The sequence below is a fragment of the Streptomyces sp. NPDC018029 genome (assembly GCF_044327655.1).
In the GTDB taxonomy this organism is placed as follows: Bacteria; Actinomycetota; Actinomycetes; order Streptomycetales; family Streptomycetaceae; genus Streptomyces.
This window is the reverse complement of the sequence record NZ_JBIRFV010000005.1, coordinates 116,265-138,313: the sequence shown is the minus strand read 5'-3', so window position 1 is coordinate 138,313 and position 22,049 is coordinate 116,265. Positions and strand designations below refer to the sequence as shown.

General features: G+C 69.8%; 21 protein-coding genes, 1 tRNA gene and 2 pseudogenes. 8 read left to right on the top strand and 16 right to left on the bottom strand.

The genetic code is table 11. The features are described 5' to 3' along the window. The first annotated feature begins 71 nt into the window (after positions 1 to 71). On the top strand, positions 72 to 1,319 hold the full coding sequence (locus tag ACH4D5_RS16925; RefSeq protein ID WP_398302886.1) for a GNAT family N-acetyltransferase: 1,248 nt from the start codon (positions 72 to 74) through the stop codon (positions 1,317 to 1,319). Positions 1,320 to 1,359: 40 nt separating this feature from the next. On the opposite strand, the gene ACH4D5_RS16920 is transcribed toward ACH4D5_RS16925, so the two are convergent. The 3 genes from ACH4D5_RS16920 to ACH4D5_RS16910 all read right to left on the bottom strand — a co-directional run bounded on the left by ACH4D5_RS16920 (position 1,360) and on the right by ACH4D5_RS16910 (position 3,565). Further along, positions 1,360 to 1,836 (bottom strand): GNAT family N-acetyltransferase, encoded by a 477-nt coding sequence (locus ACH4D5_RS16920; RefSeq protein ID WP_398302884.1) that lies wholly within the window; start codon positions 1,834 to 1,836, stop codon positions 1,360 to 1,362. 43 nt (positions 1,837 to 1,879) lie between these two features. Then, entirely contained in the window at positions 1,880 to 2,722 is an 843-nt protein-coding gene (locus ACH4D5_RS16915) for an aminoglycoside phosphotransferase family protein (protein WP_398303730.1), read from the bottom strand. 111 nt (positions 2,723 to 2,833) lie between these two features. Then, positions 2,834 to 3,565, bottom strand: coding sequence for a DsbA family protein (locus ACH4D5_RS16910; protein ID WP_398302882.1), 732 nt, complete (start codon positions 3,563 to 3,565; stop codon positions 2,834 to 2,836). A gap of 141 nt (positions 3,566 to 3,706) precedes the next feature. Here ACH4D5_RS16910 and ACH4D5_RS16905 point away from each other — a divergent pair, with 141 nt between their 5' ends. The 3 genes and pseudogenes from ACH4D5_RS16905 to ACH4D5_RS16895 all read left to right on the top strand — a co-directional run bounded on the left by ACH4D5_RS16905 (position 3,707) and on the right by ACH4D5_RS16895 (position 5,976). Then, positions 3,707 to 5,137 (top strand): NAD(P)/FAD-dependent oxidoreductase, encoded by a 1,431-nt coding sequence (locus tag ACH4D5_RS16905; protein ID WP_398302880.1) that lies wholly within the window; start codon positions 3,707 to 3,709, stop codon positions 5,135 to 5,137. A 143-nt stretch (positions 5,138 to 5,280) separates the two neighbouring features. Then, positions 5,281 to 5,370: pseudogene (locus ACH4D5_RS16900) on the top strand (HNH endonuclease signature motif containing protein); the annotation flags it as partial. A gap of 30 nt (positions 5,371 to 5,400) precedes the next feature. Further along, entirely contained in the window at positions 5,401 to 5,976 is a 576-nt protein-coding gene (locus ACH4D5_RS16895; RefSeq protein WP_398302878.1) for a hypothetical protein, read from the top strand. 405 nt (positions 5,977 to 6,381) lie between these two features. On the opposite strand, the gene ACH4D5_RS16890 is transcribed toward ACH4D5_RS16895, so the two are convergent. The 4 genes and pseudogenes from ACH4D5_RS16890 to ACH4D5_RS16875 all read right to left on the bottom strand — a co-directional run bounded on the left by ACH4D5_RS16890 (position 6,382) and on the right by ACH4D5_RS16875 (position 8,653). Next, positions 6,382 to 6,801: a hypothetical protein gene (locus tag ACH4D5_RS16890; RefSeq protein ID WP_398302876.1), complete on the bottom strand. Its 420-nt coding sequence runs from the start codon at positions 6,799 to 6,801 to the stop codon at positions 6,382 to 6,384. Positions 6,802 to 7,426: 625 nt separating this feature from the next. Further along, positions 7,427 to 8,092, bottom strand: coding sequence for a YdcF family protein (locus ACH4D5_RS16885; protein ID WP_398302874.1), 666 nt, complete (start codon positions 8,090 to 8,092; stop codon positions 7,427 to 7,429). Then, positions 8,089 to 8,316: pseudogene (locus ACH4D5_RS16880) on the bottom strand (UTRA domain-containing protein); the annotation flags it as partial. The pseudogene ACH4D5_RS16880 and the gene ACH4D5_RS16885, both read right to left, overlap by 4 nt. Before the next feature lie 263 nt (positions 8,317 to 8,579). Then, positions 8,580 to 8,653: transfer RNA gene (locus tag ACH4D5_RS16875), tRNA-Thr, on the bottom strand. A 213-nt stretch (positions 8,654 to 8,866) separates the two neighbouring features. Between ACH4D5_RS16875 and ACH4D5_RS16870 the strand changes: the two genes are divergently transcribed. From ACH4D5_RS16870 to ACH4D5_RS16860, 3 genes are all read left to right on the top strand, one after another. Further along, positions 8,867 to 10,003 (top strand): sn-glycerol-3-phosphate ABC transporter ATP-binding protein UgpC, encoded by a 1,137-nt coding sequence (locus ACH4D5_RS16870; RefSeq protein ID WP_362993800.1) that lies wholly within the window; start codon positions 8,867 to 8,869, stop codon positions 10,001 to 10,003. A gap of 261 nt (positions 10,004 to 10,264) precedes the next feature. Further along, positions 10,265 to 10,726 carry a hypothetical protein gene (locus tag ACH4D5_RS16865; protein WP_398302872.1) on the top strand — a complete coding sequence of 154 codons (462 nt, stop codon included), beginning with the start codon at positions 10,265 to 10,267 and terminating at the stop codon, positions 10,724 to 10,726. Between the two features lie 36 nt (positions 10,727 to 10,762). Then, positions 10,763 to 11,482 carry an NDP-sugar synthase gene (locus ACH4D5_RS16860; protein WP_398302870.1) on the top strand — a complete coding sequence of 240 codons (720 nt, stop codon included), beginning with the start codon at positions 10,763 to 10,765 and terminating at the stop codon, positions 11,480 to 11,482. 82 nt (positions 11,483 to 11,564) lie between these two features. Here the strand turns inward: ACH4D5_RS16860 and ACH4D5_RS16855 are convergent, their stop codons facing one another. The 7 genes from ACH4D5_RS16855 to ACH4D5_RS16825 form a co-directional block, all read right to left on the bottom strand. Beyond that, positions 11,565 to 13,241 (bottom strand): DoxX family protein, encoded by a 1,677-nt coding sequence (locus ACH4D5_RS16855; RefSeq protein ID WP_398302868.1) that lies wholly within the window; start codon positions 13,239 to 13,241, stop codon positions 11,565 to 11,567. 117 nt (positions 13,242 to 13,358) lie between these two features. Then, positions 13,359 to 14,303, bottom strand: coding sequence for a 23S rRNA (guanosine(2251)-2'-O)-methyltransferase RlmB (gene rlmB / locus ACH4D5_RS16850; protein ID WP_398302866.1), 945 nt, complete (start codon positions 14,301 to 14,303; stop codon positions 13,359 to 13,361). Between the two features lie 106 nt (positions 14,304 to 14,409). Next, positions 14,410 to 15,813 (bottom strand): cysteine--tRNA ligase, encoded by a 1,404-nt coding sequence (cysS, locus tag ACH4D5_RS16845; RefSeq protein WP_398302864.1) that lies wholly within the window; start codon positions 15,811 to 15,813, stop codon positions 14,410 to 14,412. Positions 15,814 to 15,892: 79 nt separating this feature from the next. Further along, the gene (locus ACH4D5_RS16840) at positions 15,893 to 16,297 is read right to left on the bottom strand and encodes a PPOX class F420-dependent oxidoreductase (protein ID WP_398302862.1); all 405 of its coding nucleotides are present in this window, start codon (positions 16,295 to 16,297) and stop codon (positions 15,893 to 15,895) included. 72 nt (positions 16,298 to 16,369) lie between these two features. Further along, the gene (gene ispF, locus ACH4D5_RS16835) at positions 16,370 to 16,876 is read right to left on the bottom strand and encodes a 2-C-methyl-D-erythritol 2,4-cyclodiphosphate synthase (RefSeq protein ID WP_398302860.1); all 507 of its coding nucleotides are present in this window, start codon (positions 16,874 to 16,876) and stop codon (positions 16,370 to 16,372) included. After that, complete coding sequence (gene ispD, locus ACH4D5_RS16830) at positions 16,866 to 17,597, bottom strand: 2-C-methyl-D-erythritol 4-phosphate cytidylyltransferase (RefSeq protein ID WP_398302858.1); 732 nt, start codon at positions 17,595 to 17,597, stop codon at positions 16,866 to 16,868. Before ispD ends, ispF begins: the two co-directional genes overlap by 11 nt. Positions 17,598 to 17,884: 287 nt before the next feature. Further along, positions 17,885 to 18,367 carry a CarD family transcriptional regulator gene (locus ACH4D5_RS16825; protein ID WP_003953493.1) on the bottom strand — a complete coding sequence of 161 codons (483 nt, stop codon included), beginning with the start codon at positions 18,365 to 18,367 and terminating at the stop codon, positions 17,885 to 17,887. A gap of 691 nt (positions 18,368 to 19,058) precedes the next feature. Here ACH4D5_RS16825 and ACH4D5_RS16820 point away from each other — a divergent pair. Then, the gene (locus ACH4D5_RS16820; RefSeq protein WP_398302856.1) at positions 19,059 to 19,775 is read left to right on the top strand and encodes a copper chaperone PCu(A)C; all 717 of its coding nucleotides are present in this window, start codon (positions 19,059 to 19,061) and stop codon (positions 19,773 to 19,775) included. Positions 19,776 to 19,871: 96 nt separating this feature from the next. On the opposite strand, the gene ACH4D5_RS16815 is transcribed toward ACH4D5_RS16820, so the two are convergent. Next, the gene (locus tag ACH4D5_RS16815; protein WP_030362171.1) at positions 19,872 to 20,552 is read right to left on the bottom strand and encodes a response regulator transcription factor; all 681 of its coding nucleotides are present in this window, start codon (positions 20,550 to 20,552) and stop codon (positions 19,872 to 19,874) included. After that, the gene (locus ACH4D5_RS16810) at positions 20,549 to 21,823 is read right to left on the bottom strand and encodes a sensor histidine kinase (protein WP_398302854.1); all 1,275 of its coding nucleotides are present in this window, start codon (positions 21,821 to 21,823) and stop codon (positions 20,549 to 20,551) included. Before ACH4D5_RS16810 ends, ACH4D5_RS16815 begins: the two co-directional genes overlap by 4 nt. Positions 21,824 to 22,049 lie beyond the last annotated feature (226 nt).

Sequence of the window (22,049 nt, the reverse complement as noted above, 5' to 3'; positions counted from 1 at the left end):
CGATCCCCCGGCCTTCCGGGCAGGCCGAAATCCGGATGCCCGCACGACATTCGGGAACTACCGTCCGTTATATGGCTATGGCTATCGCTACGACCACGGAATCCGTCCAGTTCCGCGACATCCCCGAGGCGGGGATCGACCGCGCGCTCTCCCTCGCCTACCTCGTCTTCCACGAGACCCCGGAGGAGGAGAAGCGCAAGCACCACCACGAGCTGCTGCGCGACTGCACCCGCGTCGGCGCGTACGAGAACGGCGAACTCGTCGGGTTCGTCGCGGCGTTCCCCTTCACCCTGTCGGTGCCGGGCGGCGAACTGCCCTGCCCATGCCTGACGTTCGTGTCCGTGGCGCCGACGCACCGGCGCCGCGGCGTGCTCTCCGGCATGCTCGCGGAGCTGTTCGCGAGGGCGACGGCGGACGGCTCGCCGATCGCGGCCCTGTGGGCGTCCGAGGACGCGATCTACGGCAGGTTCGGCTTCGGGCCCGCCACCCACGGCCACACCCTGGAGATCGACTCCACACGCCCGCTGGCCCTGCGCATCACCCCGGACGACCGCCCGCTGCGCCTCGTCGACCCGTCCGACGCCCCCGAGCTCCTCGCGGCGTACTACGACCGCACCCGCGCCGAGCGCGCCGGCCGCATCGCCCGCACCGAGGCGTGGTGGCGCGAGGAGTGGCTGGTGACGGAGGACGAGGAGGACGACGAGCTGTCGCCGCCCCGCGTCGTCGTCCTCGGTGACCCCGCGGGCCCGCCGGCCGGTTATGCGATCTACCGCACCAAGACCCGCGACGACGCCCCCGGCCTCGTCCGCCTTGACGACCTGGAGGCGGACACCCCGGCCGTCGCGGCCGCCCTCTGGCGCTACCTCGCGTCGATCGACCTGACCGGCCGGATCCGCGCCTGGGGCCGCCCCCTGGACGACCCGCTGCACCTCTTCGCCGCCGACCGCGACCAGGTGCGCGTCACAGGCGAGTTCCCGGCGCTGTGGGTCCGCCTCGTCGACGTGCGCAAGGCACTGGAGTCCCGCTCCTGGGCGGCCCCGGTGGACGTCGTCCTCGACGTGCGCGACGACCGCCTCCCGGCCAACGAGGGCCGCCACCGCCTGACGGCGTCCCCCGACGGCTGTACGTACGAGAGGACCGAGGACCCCGCGGACCTCACCGTCGACGTACGCGACCTGGCCGCCTGCTACCTGGGCGGCACGAAGACCGACGCCCTGGTCCGCGCGGGCCTGGCGACGGAGCACACGGCGGGCACGGCGACGGCACTGGACGCGGCGCTGCACACGGCTCTCCTGCCGCACACCGTGGACGAGTTCTAGAGGAGTTCCAGACGAACCGCCTGGCCCGTACAAGAACTGCCTAGGCACGCCCCAGTGCCGTGAGCGCGTCGTCGGTGAGCCGGTACACGGTCCACTCGTCCTGGGGCAGCGCCCCGAGCGACTTGTAGAAGTTGATCGACGGCTCGTTCCAGTCGAGTACGGCCCATTCCAGCCGCTCGTAGCCGCGCTCCACGCAGATCCGCGCGAGCTCGGTGAGGAGCGCCTTGCCGTGTCCGCCGCGGCGCGCCTCGGGGCGTACGTACAGGTCCTCCAGGTAGATCCCGTGCACGCCGCGCCACGTGGAGAAGTTCAGGAACCACAGTGCGAAGCCGACGGCCTCGCCGGAGGTGTCGTCCTCCGCGATGTGCGCGAAGGCGGCGGGGCGCTCCCCGAAGAGCGCCTCGCGCAGCTGCTCCTCGGTGGCCCTCGCCTCGTCGGGCACCTTCTCGTACGCGGCGAGATCGCGGACCAGCGCGTGGATGACGGGGACGTCGGCGGGTGTGGCGGTACGAATCATGGGAGCAGCAAGCCACGGCGGGCCCGCCGTGGTCAACGCGGTCTCACCGGCCGAGCAGCCGCCGCGCGATCTCCAGGTCGTCGGCCACCGGCGGCCTGCCGTCCTGGACCTCCCACAGCGTGTTCTGCAGGACGCGGCCGAGCGTCCAGGCGCGGGCCCGCTCGCGGTCGAGACCGAGGACCTCCGTCATCGCGTCGAACCGCCACAGCACGTCGTCGGCGTCGAACTTGTTGTCGAGGGCGGGCCACAGGTCGAAGCCGGGGTCCCCGGCGAGCGGCTTCGGGTCGATGGCGAGCCACGGCTCGCGGTCGCTCGCCAGGACGTTCTCGAAGTGCAGGTCCCAGTGCAGCATCCGGTCGCCTGCCTCGCCCATGACCTCGCGCACCGCGCCCCCGCACCGCTCGACGAGCGCGCGCTCGTCCGGATCGGTGAGGGACTTCAGGGCCCCGGGCAGCTCCTCGACCATCTCGGCCGCGATGCCGGCGAGCGTGCGCATGCCGGCGGGGGCGGGGGTCGCGGTGAGCCGGGCGAGGAGCTCGGCGAGGACGAGGACGGCCTTGCGGGTGTCGGTCATCGTCGACAACATCCGCCCGGAGTCGAGGCGTTCGAGCAGCATCGTGCCCGTGTCGGCGTCGTGGTCGAGGAGGCGCACGGCCCCGTCCCCGTCCCAGGTCCGCAGCGCGACCGGCTCGCCCTCGGTCTCCTCGTCCAGGAGCTGGAACTTGACCGCGGCCGGCGTGCCGTCGGCGCGCACGACGGGCAGGACGAGCGCGGCCATGCCGTGCATCGGGTCGCCGTCGACGGTCAGGTCCCAGCGGTCGACGAACTCCCTCACGCGCGCGGGCAGCCCGGCGATGAACGCCCGGCCGGGCTCCCCCGCGTACATGTGCTGCGACTCGACCAGCTCGTCCGGAATGCGAATGTCGATCACGAGCGGGAGATTACCGACGTACGCGCGGACGCCGCACGCGGATTTCTCCGTCCTTGAAGGCCGAGGTCAGGAAATACCCGCCGCCTTGAGCTCCTTGGCGAACGCCGCCTGCTCGTACAGCGCCTCGCCGCCGGACTTCTTGCCGTCGATGAAGACGGTCGGCGTGCCCTGGATGCCGTCCTTGCTGAAGGAGTCCATCGCCTCGCCGACCCACTTCTTGTACGTACCGTTGGTGACCGCCTTGTCGAAGGCGCCGCCGCGCAGGCCCTCGACCTTGTCGGCGATCTTCAGCAGGAAGGCCGGGGTGTAGGCGTCGTCGGTCTCCTCCGCCGCCTGGTGGGCGAAGACGGCGGCGTGGTACTGCGGGAACTTGCCCGCGTCCACGGACGCCCGCAGCGCGTTCGCCGCGTTCACCGAGCCGCTGCCGCCGAGGTTCTTGTCGAGGAACGAGGCGATCGTGTACTCGACCTTCACCTTGCCGTCGGCCACCGGCTGCACCAGCGCCTGCGCCCCGCCGTCCTCGAACTTCTTGCAGAACGGACAGCGCGGGTCCTCGTACACCTTGACCGTATGCTTGGCCTTCGGATCACCGACGGTGATGACGCCGCCCTTCACTGACGCGGGCGCGTCGGGCTTCGCAGCGGGCTTCTCGGCGGGCTTCTCGCTGACGGTGCCGCCCTTGCCGTCGTTGCTGCCGTCGTCGGGTCCGCAGGCCGACGCGGCCGCCCCGATCAGCGCCGCCGCTGCCACCGCGGCTGCGACGCGCCCGGCCTTGCGCCCGGCCTTGTGTACGGCCATGAGTTGAGCCCTCCCAGTTTCGACACGTACCGCTCAAAGCACCGGAATCTACCCGGCTCCCCGCCCGCCGGACGACCCGCCCCGCTGTACCCCGCCCCCGACCCCTGCCCACGGCCCCCACCTGCGCAGTAACGTCCGCCCATGAGCAGCGCGAACAACGGGAACACCACGCACCACGCGGCGGGCACGGTCAACGGCGGCATATCGTTCTGGTACGCCGACGACGGCCTGCCCACGGCCCGCGAACCCCTGACCTCCGACGCCACGGCGGACGTCTGCATCGTCGGCGGCGGCTACACCGGCCTGTGGACCGCGTACTACCTGAAGAAGGCCGCCCCCTTCCTGCGCGTCACCGTCCTGGAGCAGAAGTTCTGCGGCTACGGAGCCTCCGGCCGCAACGGCGGCTGGCTCTACAACGGCATCGCGGGCCGCGACCGCTACGCCAAGCTGCACGGCCACGAAGCGGCGGTCCGCCTCCAGCGGGCGATGAACGACACGGTCGACGAAGTGATCCGCGCCGCCGCCGAGGAGTCGATCGACGCGGACGTCCACCAAGGCGGCGTACTCGAAGTGGCGTACACCCCGGCGCAGTTGGCCCGCCTCAAGGCCTTCCACGAGACGGAACTCTCGTACGGCGAGAAGGACCGCACCCTGCACGGCGCCCGCGAGACGGCCGAACGGATCCGTGTCGCCGGAGCCGTCGGCTCGACGTGGACCCCGCACGGCGCCCGCCTGCACCCGGTGAAACTGGTCAAGGGCCTGGCCGACACCGTGGCGGCCCTGGGCGTCACGATCCACGAGTCGACGCCGGTCACGGAGATCAGGCCGAAGCACGCGGTCACGCCGTACGGCACGGTCCGCGCCCCCTACGTCCTGCGCTGCACGGAGGGCTTCACGGCGTCCCTGAAGGGCCAGCGCCGCACCTGGCTCCCCATGAACTCCTCGATGATCGCGACGGAACCCCTGTCGCCCGCCCAGTGGGAGTCGATCGGCTGGGAGGGCCGCGAGACGCTCGGCGACATGGCGCACGCGTACATGTACGCCCAGCGCACCGCCGACGGCCGCATCGCACTCGGCGGCCGCGGCGTCCCGTACCGCTACGGCTCGAAGACCGACAACGACGGCCGCACCCAGCAGCCCACGGTCGAGGCCCTGCACGCCATCCTGCTCCGCTTCTTCCCCCAGCTCGCGGGCGTCCGGGTGGCCCACGCCTGGTCCGGCGTCCTCGGCGTGCCCCGCGACTGGTGCGCCACGGTCACCCTGGACCGCGCCACGGGCCTCGGCTGGGCGGGCGGCTACGTCGGCTCCGGCGTCGCCACCGCCAACCTCGCCGCCCGCACCCTGCGCGACCTGGTCCAACAGGACTCGGGCCAGGCGGGACCCACCGACCTCACCACGCTCCCCTGGGTGAACCACAAGGTCCGCAAGTGGGAACCGGAACCGTTCCGCTGGCTCGGCGTCCACGGCATGTACGCCACGTACCACGCGGCCGACCGCCGCGAACTGACCACCCACACCACCGAGTCCTCCCACCTGGCCCAGTGGGCGGACCGCTTGGCGGGCCGCCACTGATCACTCACCGCTCATACAGTAAGTGGAAAGCGAAGAAACAAACCGGGAGCGGCCCGTGAACAAGATCTCTCGCTACATCCCAGAGCCCGTCAAACGCGAGGTCCGGCAGAGGTGCGGGTTCGGGTGCGTCATCTGCGGGCCTCATCTTCGAATACGACCACATCACCCCGTGGGCAGACACGAAGCAGCATGACAGCAAGAACCTCACTCTGCTTTGCCCTCTTCATCACTCAGAAAAGACAAAAGGCCTGCTACCGAAGGGGATGGCCCGCGAAGCCGACGCCAACCCCTACAACCGCGGCGCATCCCATTCCCCGGCCCATGCCCTGCACTTCCGCGGCTCCGAGTTTCAAGTGCACATGGGAAGTGTGCAGTTCACTCAGACGATGAGGGCGGGGCATCGATGTGACGTGGTTAACGTGAACGAAGAGTCGCTACTCTCCGCACGGATTGAAGGCGGGCACCTCCTACTGTCGGTCACGTTGCGGGACGAAGACGGCGTAGACGTTGTGACCATCCTCGACAACGAGCTCCGTTACGCCCTCGCTTCATGGGATGTGCAGTTTTCAGGGAAGACCCTGACCATCCGAAAGGGGAAGGGGGAAATCCTTGCCAGGATCTCCTTCCACCCACCGAAGATCATCTCCATCGTGAAGGGGAACTTCCTGGCCGACGGTGTTGCCCTGAAAGTGGACGAGAGAGGAATCTCAGGTTCTCCCGGGAACCGACGGCTAGAAGGGGGAATCTGGGGAGGTACGTACAAGCGCGGCCTGGTGGCCTGGGATGAAAATCACTCACCCGGAGACGAGGATTCGGCGTTTCTCCTGTTCCCGCCTTGATGCTCGGGAGCGCTCCGGCTGGACTGGGTCCTGCTCTCTACCGCCAGCGACGGGCACCAGCCGACGGCCCCCACGCCGACGGCTCGCGACCCTTGGGTCGCGAGCCGTGTTGTCCGATCTTGGTCTGCGAGCGTCCACGGGCGTCCACGGTGGGGCTCACGTTCCTGGTCACTAGGGTTGCCGGACGCCGCCGGACCACCCCGTAATCAGCGGTGATTGAGGCCATGATTGAGACCACGACCGCTTCGTCCCGAAGCAACTGGGATGGGGGCGCTGCCTTGAGCCGGCGTAGCTCTCACCTGCGCTGGTGGTCTGTGGGCGTTCACGGTTGTCCGCCGCTGTCCGTCGGCGTTGTCACGCAGTTAGACACTCGCTACGACGGCTGACCGGGATTGAATCTTCGTCTCATGAGGGTTGGGGAGGAGGTTCTGGTTGTGGCCCGTTGAGTCGATGAGGCTCAGGGAGGGCGTTGAGCCAGAAATGGGCTTCGGCAATGAACTCTCCCAAAGACTCGCCCATGGCGCGGCCGGTGTCGTCGAGGTGTTGTTCACTTTGAGTGACGTCGCCACCATGCAACTTGACCTGACACCAATCCATCACGGCACTCACGTGTTCCTCGTGGGCGGTCGAGAGCTGCGACGTCAGTGCCGTCGCATCCATGGGGCCTTCGAGGTCGATGATGGCCTGGGCTTGGTAGACCTCGTGTGACTTGCCTTCGAGTGCCTCCACGAGGCTTGCGATCACCGACTGATCAACTGTCTCACTCTCAACCGCTTTGGTGAGTCTGATCAATATTTGTCGGGATTCCGCGAGGATCTGAATCATGCGAGCGTACGCTTCTCGCCTGCCTTGTCGCCTCCATTGCCTGTGTTGCTCTCTGAGCTGCATGCGCATCTGGTGGCGGGCCTGACGCCCGGTCAGTAGTGCTGCTCCTCCTGTGGCTACCGCGCCAACCGCTGCACCTAGTAGAGCTGCAAGTCCTTGATCCACATGGGTCATTCTGCCTCGCATCAGAGGCCGGCGGGACCTGAGTAACTGACGAGTGGGTCAGAGCCGTTGGCCCTGATCGAACTTGTCATGGGGCGCTGAGGCCGTCATGAAAAGGTCGGTGGAGCGGCTTTGGGCTGGAGCTGCTTTGGGGCGAGTGATCATGGCCCCGTACGCTGATGGCGAGTCGGGCAGTCTGTGGACCTGCCCGTTAAAGCATGACATTGGGGCCATGATCTTAGAGGCTCGCCCCAAAGTGGCTGCCTAAAGCCGTGGAGCCGACCGCCCCAGCCACAGAGGGTCGCCTCCATCCACGCCCGTCCAGTGGCCTGCGCGTCGCCGGGCGCGGCCAGCCGGGGTGAAGACAGAAGGCAGGCCGCGCCGCAGAGGCGGCGCGGCCCCGCGCCGTGCGCGGCCTTGATTGAGCGGGGAAAGTTCTACCGCCGAGAGCAGGCGTCGGTGGTCAGCCTAGGGTCACGCTGTCCGGCAAGAGCCGACTGGTGAAGCCTGCGTGGCGTAGCCGCCCATAGGCCACCGCGACACCCTCGGGGACCGACTGCTCAATCATGAATCCCTGACCGGGATACACCATGAGCCTCTGTTGAGCTCCGACCAACATGTCGATGACGAGACGCGCGTCCCCGATCGAATCGACGTACTCGGCAAACGCCATCGGCGTCGACGCGCTCACCCACTCGACTTCGGGCCAGAGCTTCCGTGCCGTGGCGTACGCCCGCCGTTCCTCATACGGCTTGCTGACCAACAGGGCCGACGACACAGGAATGCCCCGCTCTTCGAGCAGGGCGCGAGAAAAGCGGATGTTCTCGCCCGTGTTCCGGGCACGCGGCTCAACGAGGATGGCGTCCGAAGGCACCCCGAGCTCGATCGCCCGCTCTCGATAGTGCTCGGCTTCACCCCGGGGCATGCTCTCCCGCGTCGTGCGGCTCGTCGCCCCCGTGAAGACGATGACCGGCATCATCCCGCGCCGGTACAGGCCGACCGTGGTGTCGGCCACCCCCAAGTCATGGCTGCCGAGGCCGACCGCCACGGAGCAGGGGCGCGGTTCGTGGCCCATCTGCTGGAAATCCCAGAGCAGTTGCGCGTCCGCCCACGCCTGCGTAGAAATCACTGGCTCTCGCCCTCCGTGTTCGCCGAGTCAGGCACCTTGAAGTCGTAGGACCACGAGAACCGTGTTGCCGCGTGGCCCCCGATGGCGTACTCCACCACGGCCCCGTCGGGGGCGTACATGGTGCGGTGCAGCTCCACCACCCGCCCTCCCGCCGAGAGCTGGAGGAGTTGGGTCTCGTCCGTGGTCGGCGTACGCGTGAACGGCTCTTCCTTCATGTGGTCGATGACGGTAGTAGCTGGTCAGCGTGTGGGGTCGGCTGCGGCCCGTCTTCACGAGGCGGCGCGCATGGGTGAGTACCTCGTACGAGTTCTTCGTACGAGTTCTTCGTACGAGTTCTTCGTACCCAGTCCCCACGGCGCCTCCGAGCGCCCCGCTGAGACCAGAACTGAGACTCCCCGACACCCGCGCAGCCCGCGCCCGCCGTCGGCGCCGCATCCCTGAACAACAAAACCCCAGCTCAGAGCGATCTGAGCTGGGGTTCCAGCGGAGCCCCCTGTCGGATTCGAACCGACGACCTACGCATTACAAGTGCGTTGCTCTGGCCATCTGAGCTAAGGAGGCATGCACACCGGAGGTGCGCCGGACGTGCCCGAGCAGTGTAACCAACACCGCCCGCGTGCCCGTCGAAAATTTCCTCGAAGGTCACGGCACCGCGACTGCTGACAGACCACTGACCCCCGGGGTACGGTCACGAGCAGTTCACTCAGGTGGACTACACCACTCCCTCTACTCGGATCGTCCGGCACGTTCCTGCCGGTGAAGGGGGCCCTCACCATGGCCACTGTTACGTTCGACAAGGCGACCCGGATCTACCCGGGTGGCGACAAGCCCGCCGTCGACGGCCTCGACATCGAGATCGAGGACGGCGAGTTCCTCGTACTCGTCGGCCCGTCCGGCTGCGGCAAGTCCACCTCGCTCCGCATGCTCGCGGGGCTCGAGGACGTGAACGCCGGCGCCATCCGCATCGGTGACCGCGACGTCACACACCTGCCGCCGAAGGACCGGGACATCGCCATGGTGTTCCAGAACTACGCGCTCTACCCGCACATGACCGTCGCCGACAACATGGGCTTCGCCCTGAAGATCGCCGGCGTCAACAAGGCGGAGATCCGGCAGAAGGTCGAGGACGCGGCGAAGATCCTCGACCTGACGGAGTACCTCGGCCGCAAGCCGAAGGCGCTCTCCGGTGGTCAGCGTCAGCGTGTCGCCATGGGCCGCGCCATCGTGCGTGAGCCGCAGGTGTTCCTCATGGACGAGCCGCTCTCCAACCTCGACGCCAAGCTGCGCGTGTCGACGCGTACGCAGATCGCGTCGCTCCAGCGCCGCCTCGGCATCACCACCGTGTACGTGACCCACGACCAGGTCGAGGCCATGACCATGGGCGACCGCGTGGCCGTGCTGAAGGACGGGCTCCTCCAGCAGGTCGACTCGCCGCGCAACATGTACGACCGGCCCGCCAACCTCTTCGTCGCCGGCTTCATCGGCTCCCCCGCCATGAACCTCGTTGAGGTCCCGATCACCGACGGCGGCGTGAAGTTCGGCAACTCCGTGGTTCCGGTGAACCGCGAGGCGCTGTCCGCCGCCGCCGACCGCGGCGACCGCACGGTCACCGTCGGCGTCCGTCCGGAGCACTTCGACATCGTCGAGCAGGACGGCGAAGCCGTGAAGTCCCTCTCCAAGGAGACCGCGGACGCCCCGGCCGGCCTCGCCGTCTCCGTGAACGTCGTCGAGGAGCTCGGCGCCGACGGCTACGTCTACGGCTCCGCCGAGGTCGGCGGCGAGCACAAGGACCTCGTGGTCCGCGTGAACGGCCGCCGGGTCCCGGAGAAGGGCGCCCAGCTGCACGTCGTGCCGCGTCCGGGTGAGACCCACGTGTTCTCGACGTCGACGGGCGAGCGCCTCAGCGACTGACGCCCAACCTCCCCCGTACTCCCGAAGGGCCCCGCACGCCGCGTGCGGGGCCCTTCGCGTACGCCTCCACGCACACCCCTCGCGTACGCCCAACCGGACTCCCGGAGAAACCCCGGAAACCCTCTCGTTGTCGACAAATACCCCGGCACATCGGTCATTTCACCTGCGGGCGTCAACACCGCAACAGAGAAACCCACTTCACTGTCGCTCGACCGGGTGACTAAATGTCGCCAAATCATCACCTAGCGCTACGCTCCTCGCGTGACGCACTCCGCCAACTACACCCAGAAGCCGCGCCGAGCCCACCGGGGCCCCGCCCGCCGCATCGGCCGCACGCTCGCTCTCGTCCTGCCCGTGATGCTGGTGCTTTCCGGGACCCTCGCGGTCACCAGCGTCAACTGGTCGGGGAACTCCTCGGACTCGATGCTCACCGCATCCGCCGACAACCTCTCCAAGCCCGCCAAGTCCCGCGCCCCGCAGGACATCCTGCGCGACCGGCTCCTCCTGGAACTCCAGGAGAAGAACCCCGGCGTCGCGCTCACCCATCTCCAGCAGGAGGTGAACCGCCACCCGTCGCTCGCCCGGCACTGCGCGGCCATCGCCCGCGCGCTCGGCCGCGCCGCCGTGCGCGTGTACGGCCCGACCCGCGCCCAGTCGTACGCGAGGCCCGTCTGCGACACCTCCTTCGCGACCGGCGTGGCCGCCGCCCACCGGAACGGCTGAGCGGGCCGCCGCGCGGCGCCGCGTAGGGTTTCCAGCATGACCATGCTGAAGCCCACGCAGGCTGTCGTCCTGGCCGGAGGCCAGGGCTCCAGGCTCCGCCCGTACACCGACGACCGGCCCAAGCCGATGGTCGAGATCCCCGGCACGGGGACCCCGATCATCGGCCATCAGCTTGCCTGGCTGGCCGAGGAGGGCGTGACGGACGCCGTCGTCTCCTGCGGGCACCTCGCGGAGGTCCTCCAGGAGTGGCTGGACTCCGCCGACCTCCCGCTGAACGTCAGCACGGTCGTCGAGAAGGAGCCGCTCGGCCGGGGCGGCGGCCTCAAGTACGCCGCCCGGCACCTGCCGCACGCAGACCAGCCCTGGTACGCGACGAACGGCGACATCTGGACCCGCTTCTCGCTGCGCGACATGGCGGCCTTCCACGCCGAGCGCGACGCCACCGCGACCCTCGCCCTGGCCCGCCCCCGCATCCCGTGGGGCGCCGTCGAGACGGACGCGTTCGGCCACATCACGGACTTCATCGAGGCCCCGCCGTCCCCGTACCTCATCAACGCGGGCGTGTACGTCTTCTCGGCCTCGTTCACCGCCCTCCTGCCGGACCTCGGCGACCACGAGCGCACCACCTTCCCGCGCCTGGCCCGCGAGAAGCGCCTCGCGGGATACCCGCTGCCGCAGGGCGCCTACTGGCGCGCCATCGACACCGCGAAGGACCTCACCGAGGCCGCCAAGGAACTGGCCGCCCAGGGCCGTTGAGCGTACGTACGCCGAAGGGGCCCCGCACAGTGTGTGTGCGGGGCCCCTTCGACGTAGAGGGAGCAGGGGGGCTCCGGGAAGCTCAGCGGCCGAGTACGCCGCCCAGCAGGCCGCGGGGCCTCTCCTCGGCGCCACCGCTCGTGCCGCCGCCTGAGGTGCCCGCACCGCCCGTACTGCCGCCGGAGCCACCGCTGGACGACGGCCCCGCGGTCGTGGCCGACGGCTGCTGCGGCGCCGACTGCTGCGGCGGCGCCTGCCCCGCCGTGCTGCTGCCCTGCGGCTGGCTGGGCCGTCCCGCTCCCGTGGAGCCGGTCGTGCCCGTCTCCCGGGTGGCCGTGCCCGGCGCCGTGGCGCCCTGCGTGGGAGTGGCGGAGCTGCCCCGCGTCGGGGTCCCCGTCGACGCGGACGGGGACTGCGACTGGCGCTCCTTGCGCTTCTTCGCGGGGTCCTGGGGCAGCGGCGAGCCCGGCAGTACGTTGCGCGGCGGCTCGCCGGGGCCCGGCACGGTGACCCGGTCCGCGTCGCGGACCGCGCCGCCCAGCAGCGACCCGATGAGCAGCGTGACGCCGACCACGACGGCACCGATCAGACCGCCGCGCCGCAGCACGCGCCGCCGCAGGTCCCAGATGTCGACGCGCGGGCCGAGCGTGCGCCAGGCCTCGCCCGCGAGCCGCCCGTCGACGGAGTAGACGGGCGCGCCCGCGATGATCAGCGGCGACCAGGCGGCGAGGTAGATGATGTCGGGCGCGTCGTAGGCGGGAACGGTCTTCCAGCTGACGGTGACGATGAGCGCCGCCGAGAGCAGCACGCCGATCGAGGCGGCGACCCGCTGCCAGAGTCCGAGCACGGTCAGGACGCCGACGACGACCTGGAGGAAGGCGATGCAGAGGCCGGCGCCCACCGGGTGCTGGAGGGCGAAGTCGCGCAGCGGCTCGGCGAGCGCCCAGGGGTGCAGCGAGTTGAGCCACTTGACCATGGAGCCGCGTTCGCCGCCATCGAAGTAGACGGGGTCGCAGAGCTTGCCCATGCCGGCGTAGATGGAGATGAAGCCGAGGAAGACGCGCAGCGGGAGCAGGACGACGCCGAGGTTCATCCGGCGGCCGGGGTAGTAGGCGTGCCGGACGGGGTCGGAGCCGTGCCTGCGGACCCGCTCCTCGCCCTCGCCGCGCTCGTCGTCGTACGCGTCGTCGTAGGCGTCGTCGGCATCGCCTGCGTAGTCGGCGTACCGGCCCTGCTGGTCGAGGCGCTCGTCGTAGTCGCTGCCGGACGGCCGCGTCTGCGGCAGCAGCCGGGTCCCGGACTCGGGGACGCGCGGCCCGATGACGGCGGGCGTCTCGACGGTCTCGGGGCCTTCGTCGATGTCGACGCGCGGGATGACCTGCGTGGCGCCGCCCTCGTCGTAGGGCCCCGCCTCTTCGGCCGAACGGAGCATGCCGCTGCCGCGCACGGCCTGCAGCAGTCTGATCGCGCCGGTGTCGTCCGGGTCGGACTTCCCGCTCCAGACGACGGGCGCGCGGCGCTTGGCGGCCGCGCCGACGGCGGGGATGCGCACCGTCTCGTCGGGCGTGCCCAAGTGCCGTGAGATACGAGGGGATTGAGTGCGCCCAGCGGCGGGAAGCTGCACGCGGAAACTCGCGTGATTGACGATGACCTGCGCCGGGTCGCTCGGCACCTTCACCATGCTCAGCGCGGGAGCATCGTCGAAACCTGACGAGCTTCCCCCTGTGGGAGTGCGGGGTGTTCTGGTGTCCACACTCATCTAACCGAGTGATGTGTGTTTAGGACACTGCTTTGACCACGGGGAAATGTCCGGACCGCGTCAAGAGATCCCCGTCAAGGGATCACACGGCCCGGACATTTGTACGCCGGGGAACTCCTACGCGCGGCGCCGCGCGGCCTCGTACAGCACGACACCGGCCGCCACACCGGCGTTCAGGGATTCCGCGCCACCGGGCATCGGGATCCGCACCCGGAAGTCGCACGTCTCGCCGACGAGCCGCGAGAGGCCCTTGCCCTCGCTGCCGACCACGATGACGACGGGGCCGCTGAGCGCCTCCAGGTCACCGATCTCGTGCTCGCCGTCCGCCGCGAGGCCGACGATGGCGACGCCCGCCTTCTTGTACGCCTCCAGGGCGCGCGTCAGGTTCGTGCAGCGGGCGACCGGCGTGCGCGCGGCCGTGCCGGCCGAGGTCTTCCACGCGCCGGCCGTCATGCCGGCGGCCCGGCGCTCGGGCACGACGACTCCGTGGCCGCCGAACGCGGTCACCGAGCGGACGATCGCGCCGAGGTTGCGCGGGTCCGTCACGCCGTCGAGCGCGACGATCAGCGGGTCCTCGCCCTCGTCGAACGCGGCGGCGACGAGGTCCTCCGGGTGCGCGTACTCGTACGGCGGGACCTGGAGGACGAGGCCCTGGTGGTTCAGGCCGTTCGTCATGCGGTCCAGCTCGGGGCGCGGGGCCTCCATGAGGTGGATGCCGCCGCGCTCGGCCGCGAGCTGCAGCGCCTCGCGGACCCGCTCGTCGTTGTCGATGAACTGCTGGACGTAGAGCGTGGAGGCGGGCACGCCGTCGCGCAGCGCCTCGAAGACGGGGTTGCGGCCGACGACCATCTCGGAGGTCCCCTTGCCGCCGCGCCCCTTGGGCGTGCCGCGGCGGCCCGCGGCCTTCTTGGCCTTGGCGGTGGCGATGCGGTTCTTCACATGCCCCTTGCGCGCCTCGGCGGGCGGCGTCGGACCCTTGCCCTCGAGGCCGCGGCGCCGATTGCCGCCGCTGCCGACCTGCGCGCCCTTCTTGCCGGACATGCGGCGGTTGTTAGCGGCCATGACCTACCTGTCTGTTGTGATGCGTGTGCGCGTACGTGCGTACGCGCAGAGGTGTACGTCTATGAAGTGTGCCGCCCGGAAGGCCGGGCGGCACATCAGAGGGCCCCTAGCGCGGGCCGAGCGTCCAGCGGGGCCCGCTCGGGCTGTCCTCGATGACGAGGCCCGACTGGTTGAGCTGGTCGCGGATGGCGTCGGCGGTGCCCCAGTCCTTGCGGGACCGGGCGGCCTCGCGCTGGTCGAGGACGAGCCGCACCAGGGTGTCGACCGCGCCGTGCAGGTCCTCGCCGCGGTCCTGCTCCCCGCCCGCCCAGTGCGGGTCGAGGGGATCGAGGCCGAGGACGCCGAGCATGGCCCGCACCTCGGCGAGGCGCTCGACGGCGGCTTCCTTGTCGTCGGCGGCGAGGGCGCTGTTCCCCTGCCGGACCGTGGTGTGCACGATGGCGAGCGCCTGCGGGACGCCCATGTCGTCGTCCATGGCGTCGGCGAAGGCGGGCGGCACCTGGGCGGCGGGCTCGACGACCCCGCCGGCCTTCTCGACCACGCGCTGCACGAAGCCCTCGATGCGGGCGAACGCGGACTCGGCCTCGCGCAGGGCCTCCGGGCTGTACTCGATCATCGAGCGGTAGTGCGGGGTGCCCAGGTAGTAGCGCAGCACGATCGGGCGCCACTGCTTGACCATCTCGCTGACGAGGACCGAGTTGCCGAGCGACTTCGACATCTTCTCGCCGCTCATGGTGACCCAGCCGTTGTGCACCCAGTAGCGCGCGAAGGTGTCACCGAAGGCCTTGGCCTGGGCGATCTCGTTCTCGTGGTGGGGGAAGATCAGGTCGATCCCGCCGCCGTGGATGTCGAACTCGGTGCCCAGGTACTTGTGGGCCATCGCCGAGCACTCCAGGTGCCAGCCGGGACGGCCGCGCCCCCAGGGGGTCTCCCAGCTGGGCTCCCCCTCCTTGGCGGCCTTCCACATGGCGAAGTCGCGCGGGTCGCGCTTGCCGGTCTCGCCCTCGCCCGAGGGCTGGCGCAGCTCGTCCAGGTCCTGGTTGGAGAGCTCCAGGTACCCCGGGAAGGACCGCACGTCGAAGTAGACGTTGCCATCGGCCTCGTAGGCGTGCCCGCGCTCGATGAGCCCGCGCATCATCTCGACCATCTCGGTCACGTGCCCGGTGGCGCGCGGCTCGTAGGTGGGCGGCAGGCAGCCGAGCGCGTCGTAACCGCTGTTGAAGGCGCGCTCGTTCTCGTACCCGATGGACCACCAGGGGCGGCCCTGCTCGGCCGACTTCTTGATGATCTTGTCGTCGATGTCGGTCACGTTGCGCACGAACGTCACGTCGTAGCCGCGGTAGGTGAACCAGCGGCGCATGATGTCGAAGTTCAGGCCGGACCTGATGTGCCCGATGTGCGGTGCAGCCTGGACCGTGGCACCACAGAGGTAGATCGAGACGCAGCCGTCGTTGAGGGGGCTGAAGTCACGGATCTGCCGGGCGCTGGTGTCGTACAGGCGAATCGTCACGACTCCAGGGTAGTGGGCGTGGGACAGTGCCCCACGCCCCCTTGGTCACCGTGCACGGAACTGTGACGTCCCGACGCCCTCAGACCCGCCCGACGACCTTCCGCGCGGAGACCCGGACGACGACTCGCGGGGAGTCGTCCTTCGATGCCGGGTTGAACTCCGCGTACTTCTTGCCCGTGTACTTCACCGACAGCTCGTCGATCAGCTCCTGGCCGCCCTCCGTCGTCATCTCCGCGGTGCCGCGGATCTCCGCGTACGTGTACGGCGCGTCGAAGGGCTGAAGCAGCACCGTCACCCGCGGGTCGCGGCGCAGGTTCTTCTCCTTGCGCCGGCCGACAGTCGTCGAGAACAGCACGTCGTCGCCGTCGCGCTTCACCCAGACCGGCGACAGCTGAGGGCTGCCGTCGGGCTGGATGGTGGCGACGATGATGAAGGACGGGGCGTCGAGAAGAGCCTTGAGCTGGTCGGACAGTACGGCGGACATGGCGTCACTCCTTCGTGGACAGCGGCTGCGAGAGCCTTGCCTTGTAGGAGCCACGATTACCCGAAATCTCCGTCAGGGCGTCGTCCGTACGACCAACGCGGTGGCCACCGCGGCGAGGCCGTCGCCGCGGCCGGGGAAGCCGAGGCCGTCGGTGGTGGCGCCGGAGACCGAGACGGGGGCACCGGCCGCTTCGGAGAGGACCTTCTGCGCCTCGTCCCTGCGCTTGCCGATCTTCGGGCGGGGGCCGATGACCTGGACGGCGACATTGCCGATGGTGAAGCCAGCGTCCCGGACGATACGGGCGGCCTCGGCGAGCAGGGTCAGGCCGGGGGCGCCGGACCACTCGGGGCGTCCGGTGCCGAAGTGGGCGCCGAGGTCACCGAGACCCGCCGCGGAGAACAGCGCGTTGCAGGCGGCGTGGGCGACGACGTCGGCGTCGGAGTGCCCGGCGAGTCCGGGCCCCTCGTCCTCCCACTTCAGGCCGGCGCACCACAGCTCGCGGCCCTCTTCGAAGGCGTGGATGTCGGTGCCGATGCCGACCAGGGGGAGCACCGGTGCGGGGGGCGTCTCAGAAGCCATCGTTGGCCCTCCTGCGGGCGAGGACGGCCTCGGCGAGCACGAGGTCGAGGGGGCGCGTCACCTTGAACGCCTCCTCGTGGCCGGGTACCACGACGACGGGCAGGCCGAGCTGCTCGACCATGCTGGCGTCGTCCGTCACGTTGTCGGTGACGGTCTCGTGGGCGCGCACGAGCGTGGCCCGGTCGAAGCCCTGCGGCGTCTGCACGGCGCGCAGCCTGGCCCGCTCGGGCGTCGCCACGACGGGCTCGGGCTGCCCGGGCGTCGCCGCGGGCTCGACTTGCTTGACGGTGTCGGCCAGGGGCAGCGCGGGGACGACGGCGGGCGCTCCCTCGCGTACGGCCTCGATGACGCCGTCGACCGTGTCGACGGGCACCAGCGGGCGTGCCGCGTCGTGCACGAGCACGATGTCGAAGCCGGCCGGCAGCGCGTCGAGTCCGGCCCGCACGGACTCCTGGCGGCTCTCCCCGCCGGGCACGACGAGGAAGTCGGTCCGCTCGGGCAGCGCGTGGTCGTCGAGGAGCGTCTTGACCTCGGGGGCGCCGTCCGGCGGTGCCACCACGACGACGAGGGAGACGGCACGGGATTCCGCCATGGCGCGCACGGCGTGGATGAGCATCGGGGTGCCGTTCAGCGCGCGAAGCGCTTTGGGGGCGCCCGGGCCGAGGCGCACGCCCCGCCCAGCCGCGGGAATGACCACCGCGGTACGGGATTCGCTAGACATCGGTTCCGTTCAGGTTTGTGTGCTCGGCCGACGTGGGTATGGCCTCACCGTGCCGGGGTGGCATCTTGACCGGACCCTTCCGTGACATCTGGTCGAGCCAGCTGCCGAGTCCAGCACGCCAACACGGCTCCCCGGGGGCCGCTCTCACATGTGCCAGGGTGCGAAGAATATGCGGGTACGAACATGCCGCAGCGCCCGGCGACTCCAGTAAGGGTCAGCGGGCACCGCGGCATTGCTGCGCCTGATCGACGCGGGACTGCCGAGGCGGGTGCCTCGGACTGTCCGCGTCAGGACGCGAGGACCTCGTCGAGCAGGGCCTCGGCCTTGTCCTCGTTCGTGTTCTCCGCGAGGGCGAGCTCGCTCACCAGGATCTGGCGGGCCTTGGCGAGCATGCGCTTCTCGCCGGCCGACAGTCCACGCTCGCGCTCCCGACGCCACAGGTCACGCACGACTTCCGCGACCTTGATGACATCGCCGGAGGCGAGCTTCTCGAGATTTGCCTTGTAGCGGCGCGACCAGTTCGTGGGCTCTTCGGCGTACGGCGCGCGCAGTACTTCGAAGACCCGGTCGAGGCCGTCCTGCCCGACCACATCACGCACGCCGACGAACTCCGCATTGTCCGCTGGCACACGCACCGTCAGGTCGCCCTGGGCGACCTTCAGCACCAAGTAGGTCTTGTCCACGCCTTTGATCTGGCGAGTTTCGATGGCCTCGATCAGCGCGGCCCCGTGATGGGGATAGACCACGGTGTCGCCAACCTTGAACGTCATGTGACAGGTACCCCTTCCGTGGCTATCCATCCTAACACGAGAATCGCCTCTTCTGAATGGCGTTTTCGCAGGTCAGGGCATATCTCGGGGCTTGACAACAGCAACAGGAACGTGCTGCGGAGGGGCATCGGAACGAGGTATTCGCAGGTCGGAGCGGCTCTTCGGGGAGCCGGAAACGCCCCCGTCGTACGCCCCCCGAGGGCGCTCGAAGCGGCCGAACGTCCCGGTTTGCGCGGTTCCAAGCGGTGAACTTCCGATACTCCGTTCGGAGGCCGGAGAGATGTGCTCGGCACAGTGCGAGACGTTTCCGAATTGATCAAGCCGAACGCGATCGGACAGGTCATCGGTCATCCGGCAGATGATCAATTCTCCGGCCGCCTCCGCATTCCTTACCGGAAATCCGCGGAGCGTGACACCGGAGCCTCTTGGTGATGCTTTTACGAAAGGGGCCCGCGGGGGCAATGAGACGGCTGGGGCAGAGGACGGCCCGGCGGGGCTCGTGACTCCCGGAGGCGGGTCGGGCGCGCTGCCGGGTGGGCTAAGGGGCGGGTCGGGTGCGGTGGCGTGGGAACGGCTCGGTAACCTAAGCGCGCTGACACACCCTTAGGGCAGCTTTACGGCCGCCCGTAGGACGGCTTTACGGCCGCCCGCCCCGTCCTGTACCGCCCACGTTCAAGGAGTTGCCGCCGCCGTGAGCCGCAGCCTTCGACGCGGCGCCCTCGCCGCCACCGCCATCGCGTTCTCGCTCGCCTCGCTCTCCGCGTGCGCAGCGGGCAACAACGCACAGACGATGGAGGTCAAGCCGGACAACGCCGCGACCTCCGTCGGCGACATCAAGATCCAGAACGCCATGGTCATCACGCAGCCCGACCAGAAGTCCACGGGCCCGGCCGCGATCTCCGCGACGATCTTCAACGCCGGTGACAAGCCCCAGACCCTGAGGTCCATCGCGGTCGAGGGCGCGGACGAGAAGGCCAAGCTGACGCGCGGCAAGGAAGACAAGGACTCCAAGCCGAACGGCCCGCTGACCATCCCGGCCGGCGGCTCCCTCGTCATCGGCGGCAAGGACAACGCCTCGGCGGTCCTGTCCGGCGCCGGCGAGGCCGTCAAGCAGGGCAACGCGCAGCCCGTCACGTTCTCCTTCAGCCGGACCGGCGACGTGAAGATGGAAGCGTTCGTCGTGCCCGCCGAGAGCTACTTCAGCAAGTGGGGCCCGAGCGCCCTGCCGCAGGCTCCGGGCGGCAAGCCGTCGAAGCCCGCGAAGCCGGGCCAGTCGGGCGAGCCCTCCACGGGTGCGTCGACGGGCGCCTCCACCGACCCGTCCGGCAAGCCGTCGGACGGCGCGAGCACGGACCCGTCGGGGTCCGCCTCGCACGGTGCGGACACCGGGACCGGCGCCGAGCACTGATCGACGTACGTACAGCGCACGACACAAGAACGGCGGGACCCCACCGGGGCCCCGCCTTTCTCCGTACTCGGCCCTTCTCCGTACTCGCCGTGCTGTTTACGGCTCGAACTTGTAACCGAGACCCCGGACCGTGACCAGGTACCTGGGCGCCCCCGGGTCCGGCTCGATCTTGGCGCGCAGGCGCTTCACGTGGACGTCGAGGGTCTTGGTGTCGCCCACGTAGTCGGCGCCCCAGACGCGGTCGATGAGCTGCATGCGGGTCAGTACGCGGCCCGCGTTGCGCAGCAGCATCTCCAGGAGGTCGAACTCCTTCAGGGGCAGGTCGACCTTGGACCCGGAGACCGTGACCACGTGGCGGTCGACGTCCATCCGCACCGGGCCGGCCTCCAGGGCCTGCGGGGCGACCTCCTCGGGCTCGCCGCGGCGGCGGAGCACCGCGCGGATGCGGGCGACCAGTTCGCGCGAGGAGAAGGGCTTGGTGACGTAGTCATCGGCTCCTATCTCCAGGCCGACGACCTTGTCGATCTCGCTGTCCTTGGCGGTGACCATGATCACCGGGACGTTGGAGCGGCTGCGCAGCTGGCGGCAGACCTCGGTGCCGGGCAGGCCGGGCAGCATCAGGTCGAGCAGGACGAGGTCGGCGCCGTTGCGCTCGAATTCGTCGAGTCCGTCCGGGCCGGTTGCCGCGATGGCGACTTCGAAACCCTCCTTACGGAGCATGTAGGACAGGGCGTCGCTGAAGGATTCCTCGTCCTCGACGACGAGCACTCGGGTCACGGAAGGACCTCCGGGGCAGGAATGGGTTCGTACGTGGTGGTCGCGGCGGCGGCGGGGCTCGCGTCGGGTGGGGCGGTCTCCCCGTCGGGTCCGCCGCCACGACCGGTTCCGCGGTCGCGGTGTGCGGCCGCCTCGGGCAGCCGCAGGGTGAAGGTGGAGCCCTGACCCTCGGAGCTCCACACGGTGACCTCCCCGCCGTGCGAGGCGGCCACGTGTTTGACGATGGCGAGGCCGAGGCCGGTGCCGCCGGTGGCCCGGGAGCGGGCCGGGTCGACGCGGTAGAAGCGCTCGAAGATGCGTTCCTTGTCCTTGTCGGAGATGCCGATGCCCTGGTCGGTGACCGCGACCTCGATGAGGTCCCCGCCGGGTGCGGTGACCCGGCGGGCGGCTATGCCCACGCGGGTGCGGGCCGGACTGTAGTTCACGGCGTTCTCGACGAGGTTGCCGAGGGCCGCCGCGAGCTGGCCGCGGTTGCCCCAGATCTGGAGCTCGGCGGTGCCTCCGGCGGCCATGGTGATCTGCTTGTGGGAGGCCTGGTGGCGGCTGCGGTCGATCGCCTCGGCCACCAGTTCGTCGACGCGGACGGGTTCGGCGTCCTCCAGGGGGTCGTCGTTCTGGACCCGGGAGAGGTCGATGAGTTCCTGCACGAGGTTGGTCAGCCGGGTCGCCTCGATCTGCATGCGGCCGGCGAAGCGCTCGACGGCCTCCGGGTCGTCGGAGGCGTCCATGACGGCTTCGGAGAGCAGCGAAAGCGCCCCCACCGGAGTCTTCAGCTCATGGCTCACGTTCGCGACGAAGTCTCGTCGTACGGCCTCGATGCGGCGGGCCTCGGTGAGGTCCTCCACGAGGAGCAGGACGAGGCGGGAGCCGAGCGGGGCCACGCGTGCGGAGACGGCCAGGGCCTCGCCGCGGCCGGTGCCGCGCCGCGGCAGGTCCAGCTCCACCTGGCGTATCTCCCCGTCGCGGCGGGTGTCGCGGGCCATCTGCAGCATGGGCTCGACGGCGAGCTTCCCGCCGCGTACGAGACCGAGCGCGTACGCCGCCGAGCTGGCCTTGACCACGCTGTCGGCCTCGTCGAGGACGACCGCGGAGGAGCGGAGCACGGAGAGCACCGTGTCCACGCCGGGTGGCAGTACGGGATCGGTGTGCAGGGAGGTCCGGGTGGGGCGTTTCTGGTCGCGCTCGCTCCATCGGAACGCCAGCATGGCGATGACACCGGTGCACACCCCGGCGATCGCTGCCGCTGCGGCGACCGCCGCGTTCACGTCCATGCGTCCAGGTTATGCGCCGAGTAAGCGCCGGTCACAGCCGTACGGGTGTCGGCTCGAACAGTCGTCGCCCAGAGTTCACCATGGGGACTGCACCGGTTCACTTACTCCGAGCGGACCGGGGCGGCGCCGGTCGGGGTCGCCGTCCTTCGTCGCCCACAGTTCACCTTGATGACGGTGGCGATTCATTTGGGGTGCCGGAAACGGACGCGTCCGGCCCGCACCGTGG

Bases quoted from the DNA above. Each gene is read 5' to 3' on its own strand.
- ACH4D5_RS16925 (WP_398302886.1), top strand. From the start codon at position 72: ATGGCTATGGCTATCGCTACGACCACGGAATCCGTCCAGTTCCGCGAC.
- ACH4D5_RS16920 (WP_398302884.1), bottom strand. From the start codon at position 1,836: ATGATTCGTACCGCCACACCCGCCGACGTCCCCGTCATCCACGCGCTG.
- ACH4D5_RS16915 (WP_398303730.1), bottom strand. From the start codon at position 2,722: ATGTACGCGGGGGAGCCCGGCCGGGCGTTCATCGCCGGGCTGCCCGCG.
- ACH4D5_RS16910 (WP_398302882.1), bottom strand. From the start codon at position 3,565: ATGGCCGTACACAAGGCCGGGCGCAAGGCCGGGCGCGTCGCAGCCGCG.
- ACH4D5_RS16905 (WP_398302880.1), top strand. From the start codon at position 3,707: ATGAGCAGCGCGAACAACGGGAACACCACGCACCACGCGGCGGGCACG.
- ACH4D5_RS16895 (WP_398302878.1), top strand. From the start codon at position 5,401: ATGGCCCGCGAAGCCGACGCCAACCCCTACAACCGCGGCGCATCCCAT.
- ACH4D5_RS16890 (WP_398302876.1), bottom strand. From the start codon at position 6,801: ATGATTCAGATCCTCGCGGAATCCCGACAAATATTGATCAGACTCACC.
- ACH4D5_RS16870 (WP_362993800.1), top strand. From the start codon at position 8,867: ATGGCCACTGTTACGTTCGACAAGGCGACCCGGATCTACCCGGGTGGC.
- ACH4D5_RS16860 (WP_398302870.1), top strand. From the start codon at position 10,763: ATGACCATGCTGAAGCCCACGCAGGCTGTCGTCCTGGCCGGAGGCCAG.
- ACH4D5_RS16855 (WP_398302868.1), bottom strand. From the start codon at position 13,241: ATGAGTGTGGACACCAGAACACCCCGCACTCCCACAGGGGGAAGCTCG.
- rlmB (WP_398302866.1), bottom strand. From the start codon at position 14,303: ATGGCCGCTAACAACCGCCGCATGTCCGGCAAGAAGGGCGCGCAGGTC.
- ACH4D5_RS16840 (WP_398302862.1), bottom strand. From the start codon at position 16,297: ATGTCCGCCGTACTGTCCGACCAGCTCAAGGCTCTTCTCGACGCCCCG.
- ispF (WP_398302860.1), bottom strand. From the start codon at position 16,876: ATGGCTTCTGAGACGCCCCCCGCACCGGTGCTCCCCCTGGTCGGCATC.
- ispD (WP_398302858.1), bottom strand. From the start codon at position 17,597: ATGTCTAGCGAATCCCGTACCGCGGTGGTCATTCCCGCGGCTGGGCGG.
- ACH4D5_RS16825 (WP_003953493.1), bottom strand. From the start codon at position 18,367: ATGACGTTCAAGGTTGGCGACACCGTGGTCTATCCCCATCACGGGGCC.
- ACH4D5_RS16810 (WP_398302854.1), bottom strand. From the start codon at position 21,823: ATGGACGTGAACGCGGCGGTCGCCGCAGCGGCAGCGATCGCCGGGGTG.